The sequence below is a fragment of the Sorangiineae bacterium MSr11954 genome (genome assembly GCA_037157815.1).
In the GTDB taxonomy this organism is placed as follows: domain Bacteria; phylum Myxococcota_A; class Polyangia; order Polyangiales; family Polyangiaceae; genus Pendulispora; species Pendulispora albinea.
On the sequence record CP089984.1, the window covers coordinates 848,880 to 873,874 of the forward strand.

25 protein-coding genes are annotated in these 24,995 nt (G+C 65.0%); 13 read left to right on the forward strand and 12 right to left on the reverse strand.

Features of this window, described 5'->3' with window-relative positions:
• Nucleotides 1–7 precede the first annotated feature (7 nt).
• Both LZC94_03450 and LZC94_03455 read left to right on the forward strand, forming a co-directional pair.
• A complete protein-coding gene (locus tag LZC94_03450; GenBank protein WXB16336.1) occupies nt 8–1,684 on the forward strand; it encodes a formate--tetrahydrofolate ligase in 1,677 nt (558 codons plus the stop codon).
• A gap of 70 nt (nt 1,685–1,754) precedes the next feature.
• Nucleotides 1,755–1,994, forward strand: coding sequence for an addiction module protein (locus LZC94_03455; protein ID WXB16337.1), 240 nt, complete (start codon nt 1,755–1,757; stop codon nt 1,992–1,994).
• 343 nt (nt 1,995–2,337) lie between these two features.
• On the opposite strand, the gene LZC94_03460 is transcribed toward LZC94_03455, so the two are convergent.
• Nucleotides 2,338–2,985, reverse strand: coding sequence for a Uma2 family endonuclease (locus LZC94_03460; protein WXB16338.1), 648 nt, complete (start codon nt 2,983–2,985; stop codon nt 2,338–2,340).
• 259 nt (nt 2,986–3,244) lie between these two features.
• Between LZC94_03460 and LZC94_03465 the strand changes: the two genes are divergently transcribed.
• Both LZC94_03465 and LZC94_03470 read left to right on the forward strand, forming a co-directional pair.
• Complete coding sequence (locus tag LZC94_03465) at nt 3,245–3,568, forward strand: beta/gamma crystallin family protein (GenBank protein ID WXB16339.1); 324 nt, start codon at nt 3,245–3,247, stop codon at nt 3,566–3,568.
• A 227-nt stretch (nt 3,569–3,795) separates the two neighbouring features.
• Complete coding sequence (locus LZC94_03470; protein WXB16340.1) at nt 3,796–4,044, forward strand: hypothetical protein; 249 nt, start codon at nt 3,796–3,798, stop codon at nt 4,042–4,044.
• A 194-nt stretch (nt 4,045–4,238) separates the two neighbouring features.
• Here the strand turns inward: LZC94_03470 and LZC94_03475 are convergent, their stop codons facing one another.
• The gene (locus tag LZC94_03475; GenBank protein WXB16341.1) at nt 4,239–5,189 is read right to left on the reverse strand and encodes a hypothetical protein; all 951 of its coding nucleotides are present in this window, start codon (nt 5,187–5,189) and stop codon (nt 4,239–4,241) included.
• A gap of 139 nt (nt 5,190–5,328) precedes the next feature.
• Here LZC94_03475 and LZC94_03480 point away from each other — a divergent pair, with 139 nt between their 5' ends.
• Nucleotides 5,329–5,673 (forward strand): hypothetical protein, encoded by a 345-nt coding sequence (locus LZC94_03480; GenBank protein ID WXB16342.1) that lies wholly within the window; start codon nt 5,329–5,331, stop codon nt 5,671–5,673.
• On the opposite strand, the gene LZC94_03485 is transcribed toward LZC94_03480, so the two are convergent.
• Together LZC94_03485 and LZC94_03490 are read right to left on the reverse strand one after the other, a co-directional pair.
• Nucleotides 5,660–6,556, reverse strand: coding sequence for a hypothetical protein (locus LZC94_03485; GenBank protein ID WXB16343.1), 897 nt, complete (start codon nt 6,554–6,556; stop codon nt 5,660–5,662). The genes LZC94_03480 and LZC94_03485 overlap by 14 nt on opposite strands.
• Before the next feature lie 171 nt (nt 6,557–6,727).
• The gene (locus LZC94_03490) at nt 6,728–7,990 is read right to left on the reverse strand and encodes an MFS transporter (GenBank protein WXB16344.1); all 1,263 of its coding nucleotides are present in this window, start codon (nt 7,988–7,990) and stop codon (nt 6,728–6,730) included.
• A gap of 131 nt (nt 7,991–8,121) precedes the next feature.
• On the opposite strand from LZC94_03490, the gene LZC94_03495 reads away from it, so the two are divergent.
• Nucleotides 8,122–8,628: a helix-turn-helix transcriptional regulator gene (locus LZC94_03495; GenBank protein WXB16345.1), complete on the forward strand. Its 507-nt coding sequence runs from the start codon at nt 8,122–8,124 to the stop codon at nt 8,626–8,628.
• Between the two features lie 37 nt (nt 8,629–8,665).
• Here the strand turns inward: LZC94_03495 and LZC94_03500 are convergent, their stop codons facing one another.
• The 4 genes from LZC94_03500 to LZC94_03515 all read right to left on the reverse strand — a co-directional run bounded on the left by LZC94_03500 (nt 8,666) and on the right by LZC94_03515 (nt 11,279).
• Nucleotides 8,666–9,367: an SDR family oxidoreductase gene (locus tag LZC94_03500; GenBank protein ID WXB16346.1), complete on the reverse strand. Its 702-nt coding sequence runs from the start codon at nt 9,365–9,367 to the stop codon at nt 8,666–8,668.
• Nucleotides 9,368–9,499: 132 nt separating this feature from the next.
• Nucleotides 9,500–10,033: a MerR family transcriptional regulator gene (locus LZC94_03505; GenBank protein WXB16347.1), complete on the reverse strand. Its 534-nt coding sequence runs from the start codon at nt 10,031–10,033 to the stop codon at nt 9,500–9,502.
• A gap of 16 nt (nt 10,034–10,049) precedes the next feature.
• A complete protein-coding gene (locus LZC94_03510; GenBank protein ID WXB16348.1) occupies nt 10,050–10,274 on the reverse strand; it encodes a hypothetical protein in 225 nt (74 codons plus the stop codon).
• A gap of 48 nt (nt 10,275–10,322) precedes the next feature.
• The gene (locus LZC94_03515) at nt 10,323–11,279 is read right to left on the reverse strand and encodes an MBL fold metallo-hydrolase (protein WXB16349.1); all 957 of its coding nucleotides are present in this window, start codon (nt 11,277–11,279) and stop codon (nt 10,323–10,325) included.
• A gap of 325 nt (nt 11,280–11,604) precedes the next feature.
• Between LZC94_03515 and LZC94_03520 the strand changes: the two genes are divergently transcribed.
• From LZC94_03520 to LZC94_03535, 4 genes are all read left to right on the forward strand, one after another.
• Nucleotides 11,605–13,197 carry an NAD(P)-binding domain-containing protein gene (locus LZC94_03520; GenBank protein ID WXB16350.1) on the forward strand — a complete coding sequence of 531 codons (1,593 nt, stop codon included), beginning with the start codon at nt 11,605–11,607 and terminating at the stop codon, nt 13,195–13,197.
• A gap of 7 nt (nt 13,198–13,204) precedes the next feature.
• On the forward strand, nt 13,205–14,302 hold the full coding sequence (locus tag LZC94_03525) for an alpha-hydroxy-acid oxidizing protein (GenBank protein ID WXB16351.1): 1,098 nt from the start codon (nt 13,205–13,207) through the stop codon (nt 14,300–14,302).
• Nucleotides 14,299–15,753 (forward strand): cytochrome P450, encoded by a 1,455-nt coding sequence (locus tag LZC94_03530; protein ID WXB16352.1) that lies wholly within the window; start codon nt 14,299–14,301, stop codon nt 15,751–15,753. The genes LZC94_03525 and LZC94_03530 overlap by 4 nt, the downstream gene beginning before the upstream one ends.
• A gap of 137 nt (nt 15,754–15,890) precedes the next feature.
• A complete protein-coding gene (locus LZC94_03535) occupies nt 15,891–17,234 on the forward strand; it encodes a cation:proton antiporter (protein ID WXB16353.1) in 1,344 nt (447 codons plus the stop codon).
• Here the strand turns inward: LZC94_03535 and LZC94_03540 are convergent.
• Nucleotides 17,231–17,482, reverse strand: coding sequence for a hypothetical protein (locus LZC94_03540; GenBank protein WXB16354.1), 252 nt, complete (start codon nt 17,480–17,482; stop codon nt 17,231–17,233). The genes LZC94_03535 and LZC94_03540 overlap by 4 nt on opposite strands.
• Nucleotides 17,483–17,688: 206 nt before the next feature.
• Between LZC94_03540 and LZC94_03545 the strand changes: the two genes are divergently transcribed.
• Both LZC94_03545 and LZC94_03550 read left to right on the forward strand, forming a co-directional pair.
• Nucleotides 17,689–18,600 (forward strand): AraC family transcriptional regulator, encoded by a 912-nt coding sequence (locus LZC94_03545; GenBank protein WXB16355.1) that lies wholly within the window; start codon nt 17,689–17,691, stop codon nt 18,598–18,600.
• A gap of 90 nt (nt 18,601–18,690) precedes the next feature.
• The gene (locus LZC94_03550) at nt 18,691–19,332 is read left to right on the forward strand and encodes a glutathione S-transferase (GenBank protein WXB16356.1); all 642 of its coding nucleotides are present in this window, start codon (nt 18,691–18,693) and stop codon (nt 19,330–19,332) included.
• Between the two features lie 67 nt (nt 19,333–19,399).
• Here the strand turns inward: LZC94_03550 and LZC94_03555 are convergent, their stop codons facing one another.
• Together LZC94_03555 and LZC94_03560 are read right to left on the reverse strand one after the other, a co-directional pair.
• Nucleotides 19,400–21,172 carry a sigma 54-interacting transcriptional regulator gene (locus LZC94_03555; GenBank protein WXB16357.1) on the reverse strand — a complete coding sequence of 591 codons (1,773 nt, stop codon included), beginning with the start codon at nt 21,170–21,172 and terminating at the stop codon, nt 19,400–19,402.
• 156 nt (nt 21,173–21,328) lie between these two features.
• Nucleotides 21,329–21,709 carry an SgcJ/EcaC family oxidoreductase gene (locus LZC94_03560; GenBank protein WXB16358.1) on the reverse strand — a complete coding sequence of 127 codons (381 nt, stop codon included), beginning with the start codon at nt 21,707–21,709 and terminating at the stop codon, nt 21,329–21,331.
• 552 nt (nt 21,710–22,261) lie between these two features.
• On the opposite strand from LZC94_03560, the gene LZC94_03565 reads away from it, so the two are divergent.
• Nucleotides 22,262–22,552 (forward strand): hypothetical protein, encoded by a 291-nt coding sequence (locus tag LZC94_03565; protein WXB16359.1) that lies wholly within the window; start codon nt 22,262–22,264, stop codon nt 22,550–22,552.
• A 48-nt stretch (nt 22,553–22,600) separates the two neighbouring features.
• On the opposite strand, the gene LZC94_03570 is transcribed toward LZC94_03565, so the two are convergent.
• Nucleotides 22,601–24,739 carry an ATP-binding protein gene (locus LZC94_03570; protein WXB16360.1) on the reverse strand — a complete coding sequence of 713 codons (2,139 nt, stop codon included), beginning with the start codon at nt 24,737–24,739 and terminating at the stop codon, nt 22,601–22,603.
• Nucleotides 24,740–24,995: the final 256 nt, after the last annotated feature.

Consider the following 24,995-nt stretch of genomic DNA (forward strand, 5'->3'; position numbering starts at 1 on the left):
CTGCGCCATGACGACCTTCTCCCCTCGCCCCATCACCGACGTAGCGGCCGAACTCGGACTCGAACCCGACGACATCGAGCTTTACGGAAAGACGAAAGCGAAGGTGGGGCTCGAGGTGGTCGGCCGTCCGGCGCGCCATCAAGGCCGCCTCATTCTGGTGACGGCCATCAACCCCACGCCGGCGGGAGAAGGAAAAACGACGACCTCGATCGCGCTGGCGATGGGCATGCGCCGCCTCGGCAAGCGCGCGGTCCTCGCGCTGCGCGAGCCCTCGCTCGGCCCCGTCTTCGGCGTCAAAGGAGGCGGCACCGGCGGCGGCAAGGCCTCGCTCACCCCGGCGGACGAGATCAACCTGCACTTCACGGGCGACATCCACGCCATCACCACCGCGCACAACCTCTTGAGCGCCCTGGTCGACAACTCCGTCTACTTTCGCGACACCTTCGACGGCGCGGGCGAGATCGATCCACGCACCATCACCTGGGGCCGGGCGATGGACATGAACGACCGCTTCTTGCGCAACTGCATCGTGGGCCTCGGCGGCAAGTCGCACGGCAAGCCCCGCGAAGAGCGGTTCGATATCACCGCCGCCAGCGAGATCATGGCCATTCTCGCGCTGGCACGCGACTACTCCGATCTCGAGGCGCGTCTCGCGCGCATCGTGGTGGGCTCGAGCTACGACGGCAAGACGATCACGGCCGGCCACGTGGGCGCAGCCTCGGCCATGTGCGCCGTCCTTCGCGATGCGCTCAAGCCGAACCTGGTGCAGACCCTCGAGGGCGGCCCGGCCTTCGTCCACGCGGGCCCCTTCGGCAACATCGCGCACGGCTGCAACAGCGTGCTCGCCACCCAGCTGGCGATCAAGCTGGGCGACTACGCCATCACCGAAGCGGGGTTCGGCTTCGATCTCGGCGGCGAAAAGTTCCTGAACATCAAGGCGCGCCTCGCGGGCGTGTGGCCGCGCGCCATCGTGCTGGTCGCCACCTTGCGGGCGCTCAAGATGCACGGCGGCGCGCCCGTCAAGAGCGCGGGCGAACCGAACCACGACGCGCTGACCAAGGGCATCGCGCACCTGGAGAAGCACATCGAGAACGCCGGCGCCTACGGTCTTCAGCCCATCGTCGCCATCAACGTCTTCCCCAACGACACGGAGGAGGAGCTCCTCCTGGTCGAACGAGCCGCCTCCAAGCTCGGCGCCCGCATGGCGCGCAGCGAGGGCTTCGGCCGCGGCGGCGAAGGCTCGCTCGATCTCGCCCGCGTGGTCACCGAAGTCGTCGACGCAACGGACAAGAACCCGCCGGCCCCCCGATACATCTACGAGCTCGAAGACGCCCCCCAAGAGAAGATCCGCAAAGTCGCGCGCACCATCTACGGCGCCAAGGACGTCGTCTTCGTGGGCTCGGCGGAGAAAGACCTCAAGCGAATCCGCGATCTCGGCTACGAAAAGCTGCCCGTGTGCATGGCCAAGACCCAGCTCTCGCTCACCGACGATCCGAGCGTCTACGGGCGTCCCAGCGACTTCGTCATCAGCGTGCGCGAAGTCCGCCTCAGCGCGGGCGCCGGTTTTCTCGTGCCGCTCACGGGCGACATGATGACCATGCCGGGTCTCCCCAAGGTCCCGGCGGCGCGGCAGGTGAAGCTTTTGCCGTCGGGGCAGATCAAAGGGTTGATGCAGAACGATTAGGTGTTCGAATCGATGAGCTCGACCCCGGGGGGACGTGGCACGCACGCAACGAGCACCGTATGGTGTAAGCATGAACGCCCGAACGAAGACCCTCTTGGCGGAGGCGATGACGCTCTCGGAGCGAGAGCGTGCCGAGATGGCTTCGGAGCTTCTCGCGAGCCTCGATGGAGAGCCGGACGCGGATGCAGATGCCGCGTGGCTGGCCGAAGTCGAACGGCGTGAAGTCGAAGCCCTCTCGGGCGTCCCTGCCGCGAGCGATGCGTTCGAATTTCTCGAAGGGCTCAAGGCGCGACTTCGCGCGAGCCGATGAAACCGTGGCGCACCCGCGCGGAAGCGGAGCGCGAGATCGAAGACGCTGCCGCCTGGTACGAACGGAAAGAGCGCGGTGTTGGAGAGCAGTTCGCGGATGACATCGCGGCCGCTTTGAGGCGACCGAGCATGCAACCGTGGCTCGGCGTGGGTCGCATGTGCGTCGTTACTTGATGCGCCGGTTCCCGTACGCCCTCATCCTTTTGGAGCTCGAAGACGAGTACCAGGTGCTGGCCGTCGCCCCATTTGAAACGGCGCCCCGGTTACTGGCGCGGAAGGCTCAAGAAGCGGAACGAGTGAGCTCGTATCGAGGGGCGATGCAGAACGATTCGCGACGACGGCGATCAGCCTCGGAGCGCGTTGCGGTAGTCGCGCATGGCCTGGCTCGTGGTGGGGCGATCGAGAAACGTTGCGAGCAGGTTCAGATCGATGTTCGGAAGGACGCCGCTCTGCTCGATCGCCTCGTACTGCTCGCCCCGTAGCTCGTAGAGGTGAAAGCGGCGGCGGCGCCAGAACCACACTTCGCGGACATCGAGCTTTCGGTAGATCTCGAGCTTGTTGATCCCTCCGGAGGTCCAGACCACCTCGATCGCGAGATCGGGGCGTTTGGCGCCCTCTGGGACCACACCGTCCGGACCTCGGCCGAAGATGTACGATTCATCGGGCTCTACCCCGCGATCGACCTCCTTGTCCTCGAGGGTCCACGAGCCAACGGTGGAGAACTCGATGCCCCGCTCGAGGCAAAAAACTTCGACGAGGCGGCCGATGACCGACTTGATGCTCTCGTGATGGCGCGACGGACTCATGATCTCGAGCGTCCCTTCGCAGTAGGCGATCCTCGGCGCCGAGTGATCGCCGCGGATCTCCTGAAGCCGCTGGTAATCCGCCCAGGTGGCGCCGCGGAGCACGGTGAAATGGTCCTCGCGGCGCACCTCATCGCGCTCCTCACGGAGTGGATCGTCGTGATTTTCCGGCGAAGCTACGGCTACCATGCTTCCAGTTTACCGCGTTTCGGCCCCGAGCAAAAAACGACGGCGTCGCGCGCCCATCCGTGCCGCGCGTGTCGATTTTCGGCGTTGCGTACAAGACGGAGATGGCGCGCGATTTCGAGCGCAACGACGGTGGACGGGAGCGCCAACGGACGGCGCGCGCGGCGGTCGGTCGACCCGGGATCGTCGGGTTGCCGCATAGCTCGTAGCGCAAGAATTTTCTTTGAACGGATTGGTTTCGGGCGGGCACCACGCCGGTACCATGAAGATCGTTCCCCGCATTCCGTCGGTTCTCCTGCTCGTGCTCCCCCTCGCGGCCTGCGTCGTGGACCTGGACGATGACAAAGTCACGCTCTACTCGGACAAAGATTACGAGGGAGCCCGCGAACAGTGGTTCGACCGCAACGGTCGATGCCGCGATGTCCCCGGTTATGCCAACGATCGCGCCTCGTCCATCAAGTGCGACGGTGAGGTCACCGTCTACGATCACGACGACTGCCGAGGGGACTCGCGCACCTTCCGCTGCAACGTCGCGAACCTCCACGACTACGGCTGGGGCGATCGAATCTCGTCGATCCGGTATTGAGCCGTTGTCGGTGAGCCGTTGCCCGTCGGTACCAGCCCCAGCGCTTGACCAAGCCGTTGATGCGCGCGTCACGTCCAGCCCGCCCCCGAGGCATGCGACCTCGGCGTTTGGCGTAAGGATCGGTGACGTTCGGGGTGCTGGATCGGCGACGGCGGACATGGCCCTCTCCATCGAGGGGCGCACGAGGAGCGTTGCAGCGCCCCCGCGCGGGGCGTATTTGGCGGTGCATGGGAACGAAGACGCAGAACGAGCTCGAGGATCTCTTCACGGAGCTCGATCAACTGTTGAAGAACCCCGACGTCCAGGCGGATCTGAACGCCCTTGGGGTCAACTCGAGCCTGGCCATCGTCGCCGCCGAAGGACTGCGCGCCTACCTTCGTGGTGAGAAGGCGCGCGCAGCCGAAGATTTCTCCACGGTGGGCGAGGAGATTGCCCATCGCGCGCGCGTATCGAAGGGAACGTCGAAGCCGTCCTAGAGACGCATCGCCAGGCGGATCTGAACGCCCTCGGGGTCAACTCGAGCCTGGCCATCGTCGCCGCCGAAGGACTGCGCGCCTACCTTCGTGGTGAGAAGGCGCGCGCAGCCGAAGATTTCTCCACGGTGGGCGAGGAGATTGCCCATCGCGCGCGCGTGTCGAAGGGAACGTCGACCGTCCTAGAGACGCACCGCTCAAAGCCCGTGGCGGGTCTTCAAGTCGTTTTCGGCGTTCGCGAGGTCGGGGCCAGTCAATCGGCGGTTGAAGACGGCGACCTCGGCGATCACCCATCCGCCGTAATAGGTTGCCTCGGACGCTCCTCCTTTGTTGACTTGGAATGCGGCCAATCGCGTTTCGGTGGGCAGCGGTGTGAAATCCGCCCCGTCCTTGTTCGCCGGTTCGATTTTCACCAAAGCCTGCTGGACGCCATTGAAGCGGTACTCGAGCCTCGTGCTCTTGACGTCGCCCTTCCGGATGTCGGACGTGAGCATCTCGTGAAGGGCGAACCTCTCCGTGCTCGTCGCCTTGTCGAAGATGTACCCGGTTCCCAGAAAGTCGACCGAGTACTTGTTGGACGGAATGCTGTTCGCCTCCAGCGCATAGAGGAAGTAGCCGCTCTCACCGGGATCGGCTTGGGTGATGAGCGGCGCTCGCGCCGACGCATTCGCCTGCTTCGCGACGGCGAGGAAGGTCCGCGCCGCCCCTTCTTTGAGGCCCAAGACGGTCTCGTTGATCAGGTATTGCTTCGTCCCGTCGAACTCGATCCCCCGCTCGTTCCCGCCGTCCCCGAATGTCACGTACTTGGGACGATTGTTCACCGTAGGCTGCTTGAAGTCGTTCCCGGCGCCCGATTGATCGAGCCAGTGCTCGACCGGATCGCCGACCGTTCCGGGCTTTACGTCTTGGTCGGCCCGCAGCCAGAGCACGAGCCCGGGAATGCTCTTGAGGCTCGTCCATGCGCCGGAGTCATCGCCCGGCTGGCCACCATCGGGTGAGCCGCCATCCACACCCGGACCGGGCCCTCCACCGTCGAGGCGCGGCAGCGCACCCGGCCCGTCCCCTATACAATGGACGACACCAACCGCGCTGCTGAGCGCAAGTAGCGTCGTCACCACCCCAACGGTCGATCTGCGAAGCACGCCCATGTTTCCACCACCCTCGAATGTGGAGCGAATGGGGTACGTTTCGCAGGCCAGCGGAGCTTTTGCAAGAAGAGCGTGCCCTCGCGCCCACGTCGCAACACGGCCTAGTCCACGCCGCATCACGAGGCGCGAATCGCTGGCCGTGCGAACGCTACGAAATTACATAGGACCCAAGCATCGCGACAGCCGCGACATCCGCATCGAACGCAAGCATCGCGACCGTCGCGACACCCGGATCGAACGCGAACGTCGCGACCGTCGCGGCACAGCACGCAACCGGAACGTCGCGACCGTCGCGACATGCGCATCGAGCGCCGAGGTCACGACCGTCGCGGCATGCGCATCGAGCGCCGAGGTTACGACTGTCGCGGCATGCGCATCGAGCGCCGAGGTCACGACCGTCGCGGCATGCGCATCGAGCGGCAGTCGCGGCATGCGCATCGGACGCAAACGTTCCGGTCCACGAGCGACGATCAAAACGCCTTGATGGCGACCGTGTTGTACGTCATCGCCGGAGTGGGCGGCGTCGTGAAGCGCGCGTTTGGGATGTAAAGACGATCGCCAAAGGCGGCGACCGTGGTCGGTATATCGAAGCGGGGATCGCTCACCCGGGCCACGACCTTGCCGCGCGTACCGGCATCGTCGAGCTCGACCTTCGCGATCTGATTCAGGACGTTCTGCACGACATACAACGTGCGCCCCTGGCGTAGTAGCCCATCCCCACCGAACAGAACTTCGCCGCCGAGATCGACTGTTCGGGTGACGCCGGTGTTCGGGTCCACCTTGAAGAGCTTTCCCGTGTTCGATTGGACGATGATCAGCGAGCGGCCATCGGGGGAGGTGACGATGCCATTGCTGTTGTAGCCGTCTCCAAATACGATATCGCCGCTGAGTGGTAGATGTACGACTTGGCTTGGATCGGGTAACTCCCCATTCCTTCCGAACGGAAGCAGGTAAAGTTCCGGAAAAAAAGAATCCGTGAACCAAGCACCGTCGCGTGTAATTACGACATCATTGGCGAGGCTTACGCCATTGGTGAAATGGTAAGTTGCCACCAATTTTCCGGTAAATGCATCGATAATCCGTGCACCTGCCGCACCACAGGCGATGAAAATTCGTCGCCTGAGCTCGTCGGCCTTGAGCCCCCCGCAGGGGATCCCGGGGCCCACGCTCATGATCTTGCCTTGGCCCGTCACCAAATCGGCTCGATAAACCGAGCCATCGGCGAGGGATCCAAAGTAGGCAATCGGCAACATGCCAATTGCGATACCCTCCGGTTGGAATCCGTTGGGAAGCGAAATACTGGTTGGGAAAAGCTCGGGATCGGCCTGCGCCGGCGAAAAAGTCGTGAGGGAAAGCATTGCGGCCAACGCGACCGCAGCTAGTGGACAACGCATCTTCACCCCTCCGAGTTGTCTACATGTGGGTTACTGCGTCGAAACGGTAACCGCGAAGGTATATCGATCGAGCAAGGCCCGTTGTCGAGGGGGGAGGCAAACCACAAAGGCGGAGAAGCACCGCAAGGTGCCTCTCCTGGTAGGTCATCCTTTGCGGGTCATGGCAACCCAGAACGCCAGCACGATGGCACTGAGCGTGGCACCCAAAAGGCACACCCCCGTCCACCCGCCATGTGCATAGGCGGTGGTGGACGCGATGGATCCTGCCGCGCAGCCGATGGAGTAGAAGATCATGTAGCCCGCCGTGAGCCGGCTATGCGTGTCGGGGGGGAGCGCGTGATAAAGGGTGCTCTGGTTCGTCACGTGCGTGGCTTGGAGGCCGAGGTCGAACGTGATCACGCCCAAGACGAGCGCCCAAAGGGATAGGCTCATCATGTAGATCGGCAACCACGAGACGAACATCAGCAGCAGCGCCCCGCCGGTCACCCATCGTTCGTAGCCGCGATCGGCCAACGACCCCGCGCGCGCCGCCGCCAGCGCGCCGGCCGCGCCCGCGAGCCCGAACAAGCCAATGGCCGTATGCGAAAGGGAGAAGGGCGGCGCGCGGAGCGGGAGGACCATCGGCGTCCAAAGGACGGTGGTGGAGGCGAAGATCAAGAGCGCAAAGAGGGCGCGCATGCGCAGCACCCGTTCACGGACGAACAGGGTGAAGACGGACGCAATGAGCTTGGAATAAGGCGTGGTCACCCGCGCGATATCGCGTGCAGGCAATACCCGATAGAGCAAGGTGGTCACCACCAAGGTGAGGACGGCCGAAAAGAAGTACACGGCGCGCCACCCGGCCAGATCGGCGATGGCGCCGGCCACCGTGCGCGCCAGCAGAATGCCGGTCACGATCCCGCTCGTCACGATGCCGACCACGTGCCCCCGCTGCTCGGGCGCCGCCAAGGTGGCGGCATACGCGACCAACACCTGCGTGACCACCGCCAAGAGACCGATGGCCGCCATGGCCGCGAGCAGCAGGGGACCGGTTGGCGCGAGACCCACCCCGGTCAGCGCGATGGCCGACAGGATCGACTGCGTCGTGATCATCGTGCGCCGGTTCAATTTGTCGCCGAGCGGCACCAGCAACAGCAACCCCAGGCCGTAGCCGATCTGGGTGATGGTCACCACGATGCCGAGCACGGCTTGTGACATATCGAACTCCGCCCCGATGGCGTCGAGCAGCGGCTGCGAAAAGTAGACGTTGGCCACCGCCAGCCCGCACGCGACGGAAAACAACAACGTCGCGTAGCGCGATAAGCGCTTCGTCCCCGCGCCATCGCGCGGAGGGGGATCCTCCCGAACGTCGCTGGCTGCGCCTGCTGCGATCTCGTTCTCCGCCGTGATTTCGGTCTGCAAGGTCATGTAGGCCTACCCATCGGAAATGGTTTCATGATAGAACCGTTTCCACGATAGGCCCGGTGGCTCAGAAAGCAAGCCTTGCGTAGGATGGTTGCGAACGACGAAACGACGAACAGCGAGAAAGCCCGAAAGCAGTGAGAAGAAAGAGTCTGGAAGGTGCGGTGTGCCCCGTTGCGCGCTCGCTCGACGCCATCGGCGACTGGTGGTCGCTCTTGATCGTGCGCGACGCCATCGAAGGGGTGCAGCGGTTTGGCGAGTTTCAGCGGAGCTTGGGGCTTGCAAAGAGCATCCTGGCCACCCGCCTGCGGCTCCTCATGGCCAATGGGATCCTCGAGCATGTCCCCTCCGACGACGGAGGCGCGCATGGCCGGTACGTGCTGACCGAGAAAGGGCGCGGGCTGTTTCACGTCATCGTCGCCCTGCGCCAATGGGGCGAGCACCACTGGTACGAGCCCGGCGAACCGCGCTCCGTGTTCCTCCTCGATCGCACCCACGGCCGTCCGGTCCGCACGTTGGAGCTGCGCTCCGAGGACGACCGGGTCCTCGGCGCCGACGACGTCCAGGTGGTGAAAAAGAGACTCCCGCCCGCGTCCGCACCCGCTTCTTCGCGCCGGAGACGAAAGGCGCGGATGGCGAACTAGCGCTGATTCATGCGGTGCTCGGGCTTTGCCGGCCCGCTCAGACGTAGCCGCCGTCGACGTCGATCACCTCGCCGGTGATCCAGCGCGCATCGTCTGCGGCGAGGAACGCCACGACCCCCGCCACGTCCTCGGGCCGGCCGATGCGGCCGAGCGGCGTTCGCTCCAGGAGCGCCCGGGTGTGCGCCTCCGAGCGGACGTGAAGCTCCGTTTCAATGGGCCCGGGCGCGACCACGTTGACGGTGACGTTGCGCGGCCCCCACTCGAGCGTCTGCACGCGCGCCAAGCTCTCGAGCGCGCCCTTGGTCGCGCTGTACACCGCGAGCCCGCGGATGGCATGCCGCGAAACCCCCGACGAGACGTGGACGATCCGCCCGCCCGCGCTCGGGAAGTGACGGAGCGCTTCCTCGCTGGCGAACAAGGGCCCGCGCACGTTCACGGCGAACAGACGATCGAACACCGCCTCGTCGCTCGCGCCCAGCGGGCGATGATCGCCCACTCCGGCGTTGTTCACCAGCACGTCGATCCTGCCGTAGCGCGCGCCCGCCTCGGCGATCGACGCGCGCGCCTCCGCCGCGTCGCCCATGTCCGCGCGAAGGGCGAAGGCGCCACCTCCGAGCTCGCGGACCAGCGCCTCGGCGAGCTCGCGGTTCGTCACATAGCCAATCCCCACCGCCGCGCCCTCGGCCGAGAGCCGCCGCGCGATGGCGGCGCCGATGCCCCGGGAAGCCCCGGTGACCACCGCGACTTTGTTTTCGAGTCTTCTTGCGGCGATCGGGCTTTGATTTTGGGCCAAATGCAGCCTATTTGCGATGGTTTCCGAGCTCATAGGGCGAGCGTACGCGTTGAAGTGAAGTTCAACGCAAGGACGAATTCACGCGCCGGCGGGCCCACGTCCCGAACCACGGCGGGCGCCGGTCCGGCTCAGGGAGGCGATCCGGTGAATGGGCTGCAGCGCATGGATCGCGCGTGAATACGTGCCCGACTGCATGGCGTCTGCCCGCCTTCGCATGTGGGCGCGGTAGTCCGGGCACTGGCTCATCTTCGCGTGCGTGCACGTCGTGACGTGCTGCAGCAGCCCGCGAACGGTGGTGGCGTGCTCGATGAGCCGATCCAGCTCGGCGATGCGCTCCTTGGCGAGCTCTTTGACCTCCGCCATGCCGCTCGCCGACTCGTCGAACAGCCTGCTCATCTCGCTCAGCGTAAACCCCGCCTCCTGCCAATATTCGATGGCCGCCAGCTGGAGCAGCCCCTTCTCATCGTAATACCGGCGCCCCGCAGCCCGCCCCGCCGGCTCCAACAAACCTTCGCGCTCGTAATAGCGAAGGGCCGATGGCGCCACCCCCGCCAGCTCTGCCAATTTTCGGATATCGAGGCGAACCTTCGGCTTTCGAGGGCGCGGGGCCATAAGATTGAAGTGTACTTTAAGTGCCACATTCGACCAATGGCGCCGCCCGCGCGACGGCGCGCCCGAACGCCTGCGCGACGGCGCGCCCGAACGCCCGCGCGACGGCGCGCCCGAACGCTTGTGCGACGGCGCGCCCGAACGCCCGCGCGACGGCGCGCCCGAACGCCTGCGCGACGGCGCGCCCGAACGCTTGTGCGACGGCGCGCCCGAACGCTCGGGCGACCGTAGAACGGTGATTCACGCGCGTCATCCACGTCGCGCGTCGTGGCGTGCGCTCCGAGCCTGCCCGCTATTTCGAAGGCGCCCCCGCGCGCGCCACGAGCACATCGCCCTCGTTCGGCACGCGGATATGGTCGCGGAGCCCGTTGGCGTCGACGAATCGTCTCAAATCGCGCTTCGTCAGCGGGCAATGGTTGATGGCGTCCATGTGCACGGCGACGATCGTCGACGACGGTAAACTTCGCGCCATCTCCGCGAGCTCGGCGCTCGTGAGCGTCATGGTGACGCCGGGCATCAGCACCGGATTGTCTTTCGTGAACTGGCACTCCCCCGTGTTCGCGACGATCGTCTCCGGGTGGGTTGCGCGCAAATGACCTCTCAATCGATCGTCGAGGATGGCGTCGCCCGTGAAGAAGACCCCATTGTTCCTCGTTCTCAAGAGGAACGAAGACGACTCGCCGAACGGCGGCGCCCCGGTCGCGCCTTTGTAGTGGGTCGCCAGGAACCTGGAAATCGTGATGCCTTCCCAGCGGGATTCTTTGTCCACCACGCGCAGGTTCGAGAACCCTTTTTCACGCAGCCTGGCCTCGTCGTACGGCTGGCAGAAGATGAGCGTGTCCTTGGGCAGAATCCTCTCGGCCTCCCCGTCGAAATGATCGGGGTGGTAGTGTGTCAGCAAGACTGCGTCGATATCCGCGATCAATTGCCGCTTGTCGATAAGTAAAGGGATCATGGGTATCTTAATCCCATTCGAATAATCGATGGCTGGTTCGGTGTTCGGATCGCCTAGAATGGGGTCGACCAGGATCTTGATGTTTCTCCGACCCGCGCTCCGGTAGTGAATGGCCACCGTGGCGCTCCGAATGAGCTGCACCTCGGTCACGTCGACCACGTCCATCGTGTCCGTTCCGTTCGCGCCGCCGGCGCCTCCCGCGCCCTTTGGTGCATGTTCCGCCGACGCGCATCCCGATGATGCAAGCACACCAACCAGGGCCGCGAAACACATGGCCCGCTTCTTCTCGTTCATACGGTTTCCCTCGACGACATGAATGACGATGCTGTGCGGGTCACCGTAACGAGCGGGTCGCGCGTCAACCAGGACAATCACCCCTCCTTTCCTGCCACTCCAGCTACTCCGGCCGGTCCCCACCGCGGTGAGCGGGTTCTCCCACGTTGGCGCGCATCTTCGTTTTCCAAATCGGATTTTCGAACGATTTGATACGAAACGATTGGAAGAGAAGGGACGTATGAGTTAAATCGTGGCGCGGCAACGCTCCGCGACGGTATCGACGAATCGATGTCGATCGAGCACACGTTCGGGTTCAACGGCACACGCATCGCGAGGAAATACAATGGACTACGTTGTGATCGGTGCAGGTCCGGCAGGGCTTCAGCTCGGCTATTTTCTCGAGCGGGCAAAGCGGGATTTCGTCATTTTGGAGGCCGGCGAGGGCCCCGGAACGTTCTTCCAAACGTATCCCCGCCATCGAACGCTCATCTCGATCAACAAGAAGTACACGGGCTCGGACGACGCGGAGCTCAACCTTCGCAACGATTGGAATTCGCTCCTCAGTGATCGCGCCGATCTTCTGTTTACGCAATATACCGATCGCTATTTTCCGGCTGCGCCCGATCTCGTCCGCTACCTCGGAGATTTTGCCGCCCGGACGAACTTGCCCATTCGCTATGGCACCCGCGTGGTGCGCGTCGAGCGGGATGGAGAGGGCTTTCGCGTCACCGATCAGGCAGGGCAGACCTATCGCGCGCGTGGCGTGATCGTCGCCACCGGCGTGTCGAAGCCCTATATCCCACCGATCCCTGGGATTGAGACGGCCGATTGCTACGATGCGGTGTCGGTCGACCCCCGCGAGTTCATCGACAAGCGCGTGCTGATCCTGGGCAAAGGGAACTCGGCATTCGAGACCGCCGACAACCTGGTCCCCACGGCGGCCGTCATTCATGTGGCGGGCCCCAGCTCGGTGAAGCTCGCCTGGCGGACGCACTTCGTCGGTCACCTGCGGGCAGTGAACAACAATTTCCTGGATACGTATCAGCTCAAGTCGCAAAATGCCGTTCTCGATGGGCACGTGCAGCGCATCGTGCGGGACGAGTCGGGCTACCGCGTGACCGTCACCTTCTCGCGCGCCAATGAGCTCGCGAAGGAGATCCGGTATGACCGGGTCATCGTTTGCACGGGATTTCGCCTCGATACATCCATCTTTGCGCCCGAGTGTCTTCCTACCCTCGTTCACAAAGACCGCTTTCCCGCGCAAACGTCCGCGTACGAGTCGGTCAATGTGCCCGGGCTTTATTTCGCCGGTACCTTGATGCAAGTGCGCGACTTCAAAAAGTCGACGAGCGGCTTCATTCACGGCTTCCGCTACGGTGTTCGCTCCCTGTTTCGTATTCTCGAACAAAGGTACTTCGGCGCTGCGTGGCCCGCGCTCGAGCTGGCGGCCGATCCCGCGGCGCTCGCCGATGCCGTGCTCGGGCGGGTCAATCGCAGCTCGGCGCTGTGGCAGCAATTTACGTTCATGGGCGATCTCATCACCGTGGATGAAAGCGCCCGCGCGCGCTACCGCGAGGAGCTGCCGGTCGACTACGTGCGCGACGAATTCGGGCGCGAGGCCAGCGCATTCGTCGTGACCTTGGAGTACGGTCCCGACCACGACAAGGTCGACCCCTTCGACATCGACGTGGTGCGCGTCGCCCAGGACGACTCCGAGCGCGCGTTCGATGCGCGGTACCTGCACCCGGTCGTGCGTCATTATCGGCATGGCAAGCTCGCGGCCACGCACCACGTGGCCGAAAACTTGGAGAACGATTGGACCGCCGAGGCGGCACACCGAAGACCGCTTCGAACGTTCTTCGAGAAATGCCTCCACGCGGCGAACGAAGACGCGCTTCCAAAGCCAGGAGCGGCGTCGGCTTCCGCGCCCGCCTGAGGACACCATGCCGTTCGCGTCGGTGAAGGACATGAGGCGAGAAGCCCGGCGCCGGCTGCCGCGCGCGGTCTTCGACTTCTTCGCGGGCGGCGCCGATGACGAGGTCACCTTGCGCGACAACGCGCGGGCGTTCCAGCGCTGGGCGCTCCTGCCTCGCATCCTTCGACCTTGCCCTTCACGCCATTTGGGGGTGTCGCTCTGGAAGAACGACGCCCCGCTGGCGATGCCCATCGTCGCCGCGCCCACGGCCTTTCATCGCCTCGCGCACCCGGAGGGCGAGCTCGGAACCGCGCGCGCCCTGGCCCAGGCCGATGCCCTCTTCATCGTGAGCATGGCGTCGACGGTGGCCCTGGAGGACATCGCCGCGGCGGCCCATGGCGCCGCAAAGAGCGGGCACGCGCGGCTCTGGTTTCAGCTGTACGTTCAGCCCGATCGCGCGTTCACGGCGAGGTTGATCCGGCGCGCGGAGGCCGCGGGCTTCGAGGCGTTGGTCATCACCGTCGACTCGCCCGTGTTCGGGCGCCGCGATCGCGATTGGCGAAATGGCTTTTTCGATCTTCCCGCGGGGCTCTCTTGCGAAACCTTGCGTGAACCGCAGGGCGATGGACAGCTCGGCCCCCCGCGCCCCATCGCATTTTCGGCGGCCTTCTCCTGGTCCATCGTGGACGAAGTGCGCAAAATGACCTCGCTCCCCATCGTGCTCAAAGGCATTTTGCACCCCGCCGACGCGCTGCTCGCGCTCGAGCACGAGGTCTCGGCCATTTACATATCGAACCACGGCGGACGGCAGCTCGATGGAGCTCCCGCGACCCTCGACGTGCTGCCGGCCATCGCCCGGGTGGTGGCCGGGCGTTTACCGATCCTCGTCGACGGCGGCGTGCGCCGCGGAACGGACGTGCTCAAGGCCTTGGCCCTGGGCGCGAACGCCGTGGGCGTGGGGCGCTCCTTGTTGTGGGGGCTCGCCACCGAAGGTCCGGACGGCGTGGCGCGCGTGCTCGCGATGCTGCGCGACGAGCTCGATCGGGCGCTCGCCATGTGCGGGTGCAGCTCGCTCGACGAGGTGAGCCCGGCCCTCGTAGGCCCTCGACGGGAGCCCCTGAAATGATCGGGCTCGGCTCGACCTTCGCGGCGGTGGCGGCCGTGTGCGTTCTCGGGACCTTGCCCGGATGGCTCCCCGCGCTGGTGGTGCGCCTGCGGATGAAGATCTTCACGCGCATCAATGGCGACGAGGGGCTCTCCATTCCAGGCGAGCGCGTCGGCCTCGATCGATACCGGCAGGTCTACGCGCACCCCGCCGCGAACGGCCGCAGCCACGGCGCGGCGCTCTCCGATCTGTTCTGGTATTGGCTTTCGCCCGGGGCCGAGATTCACCAGGAACACCTCGAGGCCGGCGAGCGCTACGAGGACGTCGCGCGCACCACGCGCCGCATTCTGGCATTGGCCCGAAAGGACGCCGAGCGCCTCGCGGACCACTGCGTCGATCGCGTCTTGGACGCGCACGCGCACGACGCCAGAGGCACCCGCGCGGTGCGCCTCCGCGATCTCATGATGCCCATTTGGGCGCGGTTCTATTACGAAGTGGTCTTTGGCGCCCCGTGCCCGAGCCACGCGTGCGCGCTCATCGTCGGCAACGCCCACGACGTGGTGACCTCGCTCAAATGTTGCGGCCTGCGCCATATGGCGAGGCGCCACCGCCTGACCGCGTTCCTGCGCGACGCGCTCGCGCGCGGCGAGGTGCCGCACGAGCTGCCCGAGGGCCTTACGGAGGAGGAGCGAGCCTATTATCTGCAAGGCGTCTTCTTCAACACCGCCATCGTGCAGATGTCGGAGGCCATGACGCACCTTTTGCTCGCCATCGCGCAGCACCCGAACGTGCAGGCCGACCTTCACGCCCGCATGCACGACGATCGCGCGTTCGATGCGGTCATCGCCGAGACCCTCCGCGTCTATCCGCTGTTCGGCATCGCGCATCGCATTACCACGGACGACATTGCTTTGGAGGGCGGCGATGTGCTCCCCAAAGGATCGGTGCTCTGCTTCAATTATCCCGAGTACCACCGCGCCGGGTTCGAGGATCCGGATCGGTTCGATCCGGCGCGATGGGATCGTCTGTCGCCGCGCGAGGCGCGCGAGGCGAATTACATCCCATTCGGGGTGGCGGCCAACCGGCCTTGCCCGGCCCAGGCCGTCGCGCTCACCACCATGCGGGCGGTGGCGCGGGGCATCCTTCGCCGTTACGTTTTGCGTTCGTCGGCCACGCACACCCGGTCGATTCCCAACCGCGGGCCCTGCCTTCTGGTTCCGCGCGAGGCCCGCGAACATGCGAGCTCGAGCCCGGCGCGATCGCTCCGCGCGCGGCTCGCCTGGATGCGCTTCTGCGATCGCTGGGAGGACGTCGGGCGCAGCTTCGTTCAGCTGGTGCTCGGCACGTACATGGTTTGGGACGCCAAGCGCCTCCGCCTTTGCGAGCGCCATTTCGAACGGCAGCGGCTCTCCTCGGAGACGACGCCGCAGCCGCTCGCCCGATCCGGAGGATGCCCATGGACGACGCGATGACCGACGAAGAGCTCCTGCGCACCTGCGCCGCGCGCATTCGCTCCGCTGCCTCGATGATTTGGACGCGCGCATGCGCCGTCACCGCCCCTCGCCCCACGTGAGCATGGAATCGTTGCCCTGAGCCCAGGAGATTGGCCATGTCGTTGCTGCATACGATGGCGCCTGCCGCGGAGACCGCGGTCGGTGCAAAGGCGGAAGAAGTCGTTTTGCATTTGCTGGTTCAGCTCATCGTCATTCTCATCGCGACCCGGATCGTGGTGGCGGTGGTGAAGAAATTCGGCCAGACCGATGTGGCCGGGGAAATTCTGGCCGGGCTCCTGCTCGGTCCGAGCTTTCTGGGCGCCCTGGCGCCCGACGCGATGGCTCATCTCTTCGACGCGAGCACCTCGAAGATCTTCGTCGGCCTGGCGCAGCTCGGGCTCGTTCTTTTGATGTTTCAAATTGGGCTCGAGTTCGAGTTCAAAACGAACTTGAACACGTCCAAACGCTCGGTGGCGGTCGTGAGCGTGATGGGCATGGTGGTGCCTTTTGCCCTCGGCTACGCCACCTCCCTCTGGTTCTACGATCACTTGCCCGAGCCGCGCCCGTCCGTGCTCGGGTTCCGGCTCTTCTTTGGGATTGCCATGTCCATCACGGCCATCCCCGTCTTGGGTCGGATCTTCATGGAGCTGGGGTTGTCACACACGCGAACGGCCGCCTTGACCATCGGCGCCGCCGCCATCGACGACGTCGTCGGCTGGCTCCTGCTCGGGATCGTGACCCTGGTCGTTCAGGAGCGCTTCGCCGCCGGATCGTTCCTCGTTCGGGTGGCCGCGCTGCTGGTCTACCTCGGATTCTTGTTCTTCGTGCTACGGCCCATCTTGAAGCGAACGTTGATCGCACATGTGGCCAAGCACGGTGGTCTCACCTTGCAGACGATTGCCTACGTGTTGATCCTGCTCCTGGTCTCGGCCACCACCACGTCGCTGTTGGGCGTGTTCGCCGTCATCGGTGGCTTCACCCTGGGCGCGGCGCTCCACGACGAGCGCGACTTCGTGAACGCGTGGAAGCAGCGCGTTTCACCGCTGGTGACCACTTTGTTTCTGCCGATCTTCTTTGCATATACGGGGTTGCGGACCGATGTGCGCGGCCTCGCGACCGCCGCGGATTGGGGCGTGTGCCTCTTGGTCATCGCGGTGGCCTTCGTGTCGAAGTTCGGCGGCGCCTACCTTGGAGCGCGGCTGGTGGGGGAGGGCAGCCGCTCGGCCCTCGCCGTCGGCATCTGCATGAACACCCGCGCGCTGATGGAGCTCATTGCCATCAACGTGGGCTACGATCTCGGCGTTCTGCCGCGCAGCATGTTCACCATGTTGGTGCTCATGGCCATCGCATCCACGTACATCACCACGCCCATCATTCGCATACTCCTGCGCGGTCAGGAGCGAACGAGCGAGGGCTTGCTCGCGCCGCCCGCGGCCGCACCCGAGCGATCCGCGGCCTAGTCGAGCTCGGCGTCCGGACCCTGCTCGACCGGATCGCACCGTTCCAGCTCGTCGCCGTCGCGGCCTCCATCCGACTCCGCCTCGGCCGCATCCAATCCTCGCGCCAGCGCCATGCGAAAGATATCCGTTCGCGTCACCACGAACCCGGGACGCGACAACCTCGTGGCCGTCACGTCGGCGCGTTCGAGGTAGGCGAGGGGCATCCACATCGAGATTTGCACGGCCTTTTGGCTCGCTCGGCGCGGCATGGCATGGAGTCTAATTCAAGGTGAGACCGCGAGCGAGCCGGCGCCTGCCGTTGCGGGCAGAGGCCGCGGGATGGGCAGAGGCCGCGGGACGCATTGAGCGATTCGGCACAGAGTTTGAGCGCCGGTGGCGCGATCGCTCGTGTTTTTGGTGACAGAAAAGGTCATCCTCTCATCGCACGAGGCAAGCATGACCTTTACGGAAACGTATGAGCGCTGACATCGCGCAGAGCCTCGGAATGGCAAGCAGCACCGCCAGCACGGTTCGGCTCGGATCCGGCCCGCGCACGGTCCTCGCGCGTCCCGATGTGGGCGCCGCGGGGCACACCGTGCAACGCTCCGATCTCACGTCGCGCCGAGTCGTGGTCGACCAGGCGACGCTCATCCTCGTCGAAGAGGGGCGCAAGCGTATTCGTTGGTCCGGCGGTGAATGCGCCGCGCGCCCTGGCGATGCCTTGTCCTTGCATCCGGGCGAGGTGGTGGACATCGCCAACACACCCGGTCGCAGCGGCACATACCGAGCCCTCTGGATCTGCTGGTACCCCGAGCTGCTCGCCGCGCCCAGCGCCCGGCGCCGCCCGAGCCCGCGCGTGGCATTGCACTCCGCATTGGGCGATGATTTTCGCGCATCGTTCTACCGCGCCTTCGACAGCTTGAGCGAACGCGATGGCCTGCCGGCGAGCATCACCGTGCACCGTCTGCAGGAGGTCCTGCTCTGGCTGGGCGAGCGGGGCTTTCACTTCCCGCTGCCGGCGCCGGCCTCGCTCGGTCAGCAGGTGCGCCGCCTCCTCGCGACCGATCCGTCCGCCGCCTGGTCGATGGAGCAGGTGGCGCAGGAGACCGCGACCAGCATCCCGACCTTGCGGAGAAAGCTGGCGGCGGAGGGCATGGCCTTTCGCGATCTCGTGCAGGACGTCCGCATGTCGCACGCGCTCGCGCTCCTCCAGAACACCGATGCTCCCGTGCTCCACGTCGCCATGGCCGCCGGCTACGCCTCCGCATCCCGTTTCTCCGCACGATTCCGCGCGCGCTTCGGCTATTTGCCCACCGACATTCGCGGACAGAACCGCGGGCGCACGACCTCGTCTTTTTCCAGCCATCGCCCGCCCGGCGCCATTTAGCACCCGTATCTCGCGGCCGATATCCACCCATTCAAATCCAATACCGCAAACGAAGAGCGTTCTTCCCACGCTCCTCACGAGGATAGATCCATGCTGAAAATCCATCACCTCGGCCACTCTCAATCGGAGCGGATCGTCTGGCTTTGTGAAGAGCTCGAGCTCCCTTACACGCTCGAGAAATACACCCGCGATCCCGCTACGCGCCTGTCTCCTCCGGCGCTAAAGGCGCGGCATCCGCTGGGCGCGGCGCCGCTCCTCGAGCTCGATGGGATGCTGCTGGCCGAATCGGCGGCCATCGTCGAGCTCATCCTGGCCCGATATGGCCGCGGACGTTTGCAGCACGGGCCGGACCACCCCGATTTCACGTCGTATCTTTACTGGTTTCACTTCTCCAATGGCAATCTTCAGCCCGCGATGCTCCGATCGTCGACCGTGGCGCGCTGTGGGCTGGCACCGGATCACCCCGTTCGAGCGTCGGCGCAGGAGCGGCTGGGCAACGTGTTTGCGCTCATCGAAGGGCGGCTGGCGCAACAGGATTACCTCGCAGGGAGCACGTTCACCGCGGCCGATATCATGAGCGTCTTCTCGTTGACCACCATGCGCCTGTTCTATCCGGTGGATCTCGTCCCTTATCCAAACATCCGGGCGTATCTCCAGCGCATCGGCGCTCGGCCGGCCTATCGGCGGGCGATGGCCAAAGGCGATCCGGATCTGACGCCCGTGTTGACATGAATGGCCGTGACGGCGGTGCGCGCGGGCCGCGTCAGCGCGCCAAAAACGACGGCGCGCGTCGGTAACGTCAATTGCTGCTTCGCTTTTTATAAATCGTTGTTTTATAAAGTGCGGCCCGTTCGATTCCAAGGAGCGCAGCCGCCCGCGTGATATTGCCGTCACTTCGGCGGAGCGCGGCCTCGCGGTTTCGCGCGTGCAATTGGTTCTCGTTCATCGGCAGCTCGATCAGGCTCGGGTGCTCCGCGGCCGCCGGCTCGCTGGGCGCTTTTGGCGCGCTTCGAACGGTGGCCGGCAAGTCGCTCGAAGCGATGAGCCGGCCTTCGCCGAGGGCGATGGCGTGCTCGATGGCATTTCGAAGCTCGCGCACATTGCCGGGCCAGGAATAGCGGCGAATGGAGTCGAGCGCCTCGGGCGAGAATCCATCGATGCGCCGGCCGGCGCTGGGGAGCAAATCTTCGAGGATGCGGCGCGCGAGGAGCTCGAGATCGCCGGCGCGCTCGCGCAGCGAAGGGATCCTCAAGCTCACCACGGAGATGCGGAAGAAAAGGTCGACCCGAAAGGTCCCGGCCGCGACCATGGCGTCGAGATCGCGGTTGGTGGTCGCGATGACGCGCGCGCTCACGACGCGCGATTGGGTCGAGCCCAAACGCTCGTACCGCTTGTCTTCGAGGGCGCGCAGCAGCTTCGCCTGGCTCGCGAGGGGCAGCTCGCCGATCTCGTCGAGCAGCACGGTTCCTCCCTCGGCCGCTTCGAAGACACCTCTTTGCGTCGCGACCGCGCCGGTGAACGCACCGCGCTCATGCCCAAAGAGGGCGCTCTCGATCGAATGCTCCGGGATGGCCGCGCAGTTCACGACCTGAAACGGCTTGGACGTGCGCGGCCCCAGCTCGTGGAGCAGGCGCGCGACGAACGTTTTGCCGACCCCCGATTCGCCTTTGAGGAGCACCCGCGTATCGGACACTGCCAATTTGGGAATGAACCGAACGACATCCTTGGCCGGCGCCGAGCTCCCGAGGAAGGCATGCGCGCTGCCGAGCGCTTGCCGCCGGAGCGATTCGCGGTCCTCTTGCACCGCGAGCAACTCCGATTGCGCTCCCATTTGCGCCATGCGCGTGGCGCAGATTTGCCCGACGATGACGAGCAGCCGCCGCAAGGGATCCGTCACGCTCTGGGGCGGTATCGTGGTGGTGAAACCGAGCCAGCATATCGAGCTCCCCGAGCTGCCCCGCGCCGGCACCACCAGCCGCGCGCATCGCTTTGCGCGATCGGTTTCGGAGACCGTTTCCACGATGGCGGTGGTGTCGTCGACCTCGGCGATGGGAGGGACGAGCGCGACATCGACATGATCACACGGGATATGCTCTTTCGCCCAAACGCCGAGCGCGGTCGTGAGCGATGGGATATCCCGCGCCGCCGCGAGCGCCTCGTTCAAGGCGACGATGGCGGCGAACGCACGAACGTCCGAGGCGGGCCCGCCCAGAAGGTTCTGAATGGCGGTGATCGTGGGGCTCGACGGCAGGGGGCCCGCGCACGCGTCACCATCTGCGGCCGCTTCGCCCTCCGCGACCACGAGCACCGTATTGCCGACCACGAACGAATCGCCTGTCTTCAAGACCGCGTCCCGAACCGTACGATCGGCATGAATCAGCGGCGCGGCGGTGCCGCATACGCGAACGCGCACTTCATGATTCGATGTCGCCACCACTTGAAAATGGTGCCGCGACACCGCGCGATCTTCCAACGTAAGATCCGTATCGTAGGCGCGGCCGACGATCTTCACGGTATGGTCGACGACGATTCGCGCACCGAGCGGCGTGCCGCGCGCAATCATGAGATGCATGACGGAAGACCCCATCGAAACCGGTAGCATAAACAAGTCGTGACGATTTGGGAGCGTATTCCACCGAGGCGTTGGTCGCGCGATGCGGCATGCCCACGTTGCCCGAACGCCATGGAGACATCTCCCTTTGGGACACGCTTTGCCGGGCCCCGCCCGTCATTGGGACGTCAAAAGATTGGCATCGCGCGCCAACACCCAGGCGCCGCTGGGTTCCCGGCGAAAGATCGTGAGGGTGTAGCCCGCCCGTCGAATGGGATCTCCATGGGGCGGTGTGACCTTGACGGAGAGCCGGCAGCGGCAAAATGCCCAATCGCCGGCCACCGTGAGCTCCTCGATGTCATTGGTTCCCTCGAAGGACGCGCCGCCCGCGACCTGCGTAGCTGCGGCGAAGGCTTCCTTGCCAAAGGGAGGGCGGCCGGGCACCAGGAACACCACATCATCGGCCATCAGGCGAAGGACCGTCGCGTGGTCACCTTCTTTCGTCGCCGTCATCCAAGCGCGGATGACCTCGCGGATTGCGCGTTCATCGTTCGACATGCCGAGCAGGATAGCGCCGCCGTCGCCGCTTTCGCATCCTCGACGCGCCGACCTTCCCGACCCTTCGAAGGCGCGCAGCGCGCACATGACGAGGTGCGACACCGCCGACTGATGCGTATTGCGCGCCACGACGCGTGTAGATTCGACAACGCCTCTCGTTGACGCGGCGAATCGGGCGGTTTGCGGGCGTCGTTGCTTTTGACGCGCAGCGAAGTGTGAGGGCTTTGTCGCGAATCGGCGGCGGGATCCCGTGGTCGTTTTCTTCCAGTTGGAGCCCGTTGGGGATGGGGCGTCGGATCGTGCAGGATGGCGCCGCGCGCCCGGTGGCACGCCCTTTACAACGAGGTGAAGAGCGGCTGCCCTCATCGATGTTCGTCCGCCTCGTCGTGAGTGCGCTCGAACTTGGTAAGGAGCTCAGCTAGGGACAAGGAAGAATCGATCGGATGACGTCCGTTTCCGCGTTTCGGATTGGGGATCTCGGGTAAAAAGACGTCTCCCCCCTCGTACGATCCCCGAGGATGATTCGCTCTCCTCGGGGGTCCTTGGGGGACCATGGAACGTGGGCCGGAAAAATCTCATTTCAAACATAGGAATGCAACGAAGTTTGAAAAGACGAATCCGTCGTTGGTGACGTTTACACATTTCGCCGATGCGCAACATGCATCTCGCGTCGGCTTGCATCCACCCGTGCACTCCGGCCTCGACCACCTGCGCGCGTCCGTGCTGCGGGGCGAGACGATGATCGAAACGGGTAAAGAAGCGCGTGCGATCTCCATCGCGGAACGATTCTTTCATCAGAAAGAGGCTTGGACCGAAGGGGCTCTCCGTACGACCCTCTCGTGAGGGCCTTCGAAGGAGGATCCTTTCGTCACTCGGTTGCAGTCCCTGACCCTAAACGATCGTCAGCGGCTTGGTCGGCGCTGCCGTCGGGAGCGGCGTGCGAAGCGCATCGGTCGCCGCGGGCAGCAGGATGGTGAACGTCGTCCCCGCGCCCGGCAGGGTTTGCACGTCGATGGTGCCGCCCGCGTTCTGCACGATGCTTTGGCTGATGGCGAGCCCGAGCCCCGTGCCTTGTTCCTTCGTGGTGAAGAACGGCACGAAGATGTGTTTGAGCACCTTCTGCGAAATGCCTGGCCCCGTATCGCGCACCGAGACCTCGACCATCTCGACTTCATTCGTCAGATTGCGCTCGCTGACCGCCGGTCGCTCGCTGTCCTGACGCGACGGCCAGGGCCTGCGCCGCGTGCGACGCGCGGTGCTCACCGTGATGCGGCCGCGCCCATCCATGGCTTGTGCGGCGTTCTGGATGAAGTTGATCAGCACCTGGCGAAACTGTTCGGGGTCGATCTTCGCCCGCGGGAGGGGATCGGTGAGCTCCAAGTGGAACTCGAGCGAGTCCGCTTTTTGGCTCGTGAGGATCTGCATCGTGCGCCGCACGGCGGCGTTGATGTCCAGCGGCACGGGGTTGCCCGCGTGCGGCCGCGCATAGTCGAGAAAGCTCGCGACCACCCGGTTCAGCCGGTCCACTTCTTCCAAAATGATGCCGACGAACTCCCGCGAATCGGAGCCCGAGGCCGGACCCGACTCGCCGCTCTCCTCGAGCAGCTGCGCCGCGCCCTTGATGGCGCCGAGCGGATTTTTGACCTCGTGGGCCAGGCCCGCGGCCATCGCGCCCAGCGCCGCCAGGCGATCGCGCTCTTTCATGCGCGAATAGATCCGGCTGTTGGCGATGGCGACGCCGATCTGCGATGCGACCGTTTCGAGCAGCGCGATCTCCTCCGGCGTGAACGCGTCGCGCATGCGCTCGTCGGCGATGCAGATGATGCCGACGATCTCCTCGTCATCGCCTTTCACCGCCACGAGCACGGAGTTCTTGTGCGGGCCGAGGGTCGCAGCGCCGACGGCGAGCAACGGGGAGTCCTTGTGCTCCCGCGCAATTTCCTCGAACGACATGGAGCGCGTGGCCTGCAAGCGGTCGAGCAGAGGGCGGACGGTCACCGTCTCGAGGCGACGGATCGGCTCCTCGCCGATGCTCCCGATCATGTCGAAGCCGTTGCCATCTTGGTCGCGCAAGTAGATGGCGCACGACGTGACCCGGTGCGAGTTCTCGAGCCCCTCGAGCACCGTATCGGCCATCTGGTCGATCTCGAGCACGTGCGAGAGCCTTCGTTTCAGCTCGTCGATGCTCGTCTCGAGCACATAGCGCTCGCGGAAGAAGAACTGGTGCATGCGCGTCTCGACCTCCGTCTGCAGCGGCTCGAAGAGCACCAAGAAGACGATCGCCGCGAGCACCGCGTTCAGGTACATCGTGTTGAAGCGGCCGATGTACGTAACGAAGACATAGAAAATGCCGGCCAGCGCGAACGCCAACGCCGTGGCGACCAGCAGCCGTCCCGCCATTTCATAGAGGTCCGCGAGCCGCGGGCGCGCGAGCGACTCGGCCAGGACGAAGAGAAAGACGATGGAGAGCACCGCACCGATGGGCGGAAGGCGCACACCTAAAAACGAAAGGAAGTCGGCCAGCGTAAATGTGGTTGCAGCTGCACCGACTGCAAATAGAAAGTTCACGCGATCGCGTACGGCGCGCGATGGGCTTCTTTGACCACGTCGCGCCATGGATACCAATGCGGCTGCGATGAGGCCGAAGACATAAAAGTAGACGAGCCCCAGCGAGAGCGGCGCCTCGTGATATGGCGATAGCTCGAGCACCAACATCGGAATGCCGACGGCGGTGGCAAACTTCGTCAGCGCCGAAGGCCGCTCCGCTTCGCTATCCAGCGGGACGATCGACTGGAACAGGTGCACCGCAAACTGCGGCAGGAGCACCGTGAGCACGGCGGTTACACGTGCCCAGATGGTCGCCTGGAAGAGCCCGTAGAGGGACTGACTACCCCACCAAAGAGCGACCTCGAGCGAAAACGCTGCGAAGAGCCAGTGGGCCGCCCGGCGCCCTCGAAGCAACATCGAGAGCGCGATGGCGAGCGCCAGAACTGCGCAAAAGAGCGTTGTTCGCGGACGAAGATCCTCCACGGTTATTTGATTATCACCGAAGGACCGGGAATGGTCTGGCAGACGATCCCCTGCCGCCTACTCGTCGGTTTTTTACGGCGGAACGGGGCCGGGAGACGGCTCCGCGGCGGCTTCTTCCAAGCCCCTCAGCGCAGGAACGGGACCGGGAGACGGTTCAGCGGCGGCCTCCTCGGGGCTCCGGAGCGCCGGAACGGGGCCGGGTGACGTTCCCGGGCTTCCCACCCCAGCGGCTGCTGGAACGGGGCCGGGGGAATCT

Excerpts from the sequence above, each read along its gene's own strand:
- LZC94_03450 (WXB16336.1), top strand. The coding sequence starts at position 8 with ATGACGACCTTCTCCCCTCGCCCCATCACCGACGTAGCGGCCGAACTC.
- LZC94_03455 (WXB16337.1), top strand. The coding sequence starts at position 1,755 with ATGAACGCCCGAACGAAGACCCTCTTGGCGGAGGCGATGACGCTCTCG.
- LZC94_03460 (WXB16338.1), bottom strand. The coding sequence starts at position 2,985 with ATGGTAGCCGTAGCTTCGCCGGAAAATCACGACGATCCACTCCGTGAG.
- LZC94_03465 (WXB16339.1), top strand. The coding sequence starts at position 3,245 with ATGAAGATCGTTCCCCGCATTCCGTCGGTTCTCCTGCTCGTGCTCCCC.
- LZC94_03470 (WXB16340.1), top strand. The coding sequence starts at position 3,796 with ATGGGAACGAAGACGCAGAACGAGCTCGAGGATCTCTTCACGGAGCTC.
- LZC94_03475 (WXB16341.1), bottom strand. The coding sequence starts at position 5,189 with ATGGGCGTGCTTCGCAGATCGACCGTTGGGGTGGTGACGACGCTACTT.
- LZC94_03490 (WXB16344.1), bottom strand. The coding sequence starts at position 7,990 with ATGACCTTGCAGACCGAAATCACGGCGGAGAACGAGATCGCAGCAGGC.
- LZC94_03505 (WXB16347.1), bottom strand. The coding sequence starts at position 10,033 with ATGGCCCCGCGCCCTCGAAAGCCGAAGGTTCGCCTCGATATCCGAAAA.
- LZC94_03515 (WXB16349.1), bottom strand. The coding sequence starts at position 11,279 with ATGAACGAGAAGAAGCGGGCCATGTGTTTCGCGGCCCTGGTTGGTGTG.
- LZC94_03520 (WXB16350.1), top strand. The coding sequence starts at position 11,605 with ATGGACTACGTTGTGATCGGTGCAGGTCCGGCAGGGCTTCAGCTCGGC.
- LZC94_03525 (WXB16351.1), top strand. The coding sequence starts at position 13,205 with ATGCCGTTCGCGTCGGTGAAGGACATGAGGCGAGAAGCCCGGCGCCGG.
- LZC94_03530 (WXB16352.1), top strand. The coding sequence starts at position 14,299 with ATGATCGGGCTCGGCTCGACCTTCGCGGCGGTGGCGGCCGTGTGCGTT.
- LZC94_03535 (WXB16353.1), top strand. The coding sequence starts at position 15,891 with ATGTCGTTGCTGCATACGATGGCGCCTGCCGCGGAGACCGCGGTCGGT.
- LZC94_03540 (WXB16354.1), bottom strand. The coding sequence starts at position 17,482 with ATGCCGCGCCGAGCGAGCCAAAAGGCCGTGCAAATCTCGATGTGGATG.
- LZC94_03545 (WXB16355.1), top strand. The coding sequence starts at position 17,689 with ATGAGCGCTGACATCGCGCAGAGCCTCGGAATGGCAAGCAGCACCGCC.
- LZC94_03550 (WXB16356.1), top strand. The coding sequence starts at position 18,691 with ATGCTGAAAATCCATCACCTCGGCCACTCTCAATCGGAGCGGATCGTC.
- LZC94_03555 (WXB16357.1), bottom strand. The coding sequence starts at position 21,172 with ATGCATCTCATGATTGCGCGCGGCACGCCGCTCGGTGCGCGAATCGTC.
- LZC94_03560 (WXB16358.1), bottom strand. The coding sequence starts at position 21,709 with ATGTCGAACGATGAACGCGCAATCCGCGAGGTCATCCGCGCTTGGATG.
- LZC94_03565 (WXB16359.1), top strand. The coding sequence starts at position 22,262 with ATGGAACGTGGGCCGGAAAAATCTCATTTCAAACATAGGAATGCAACG.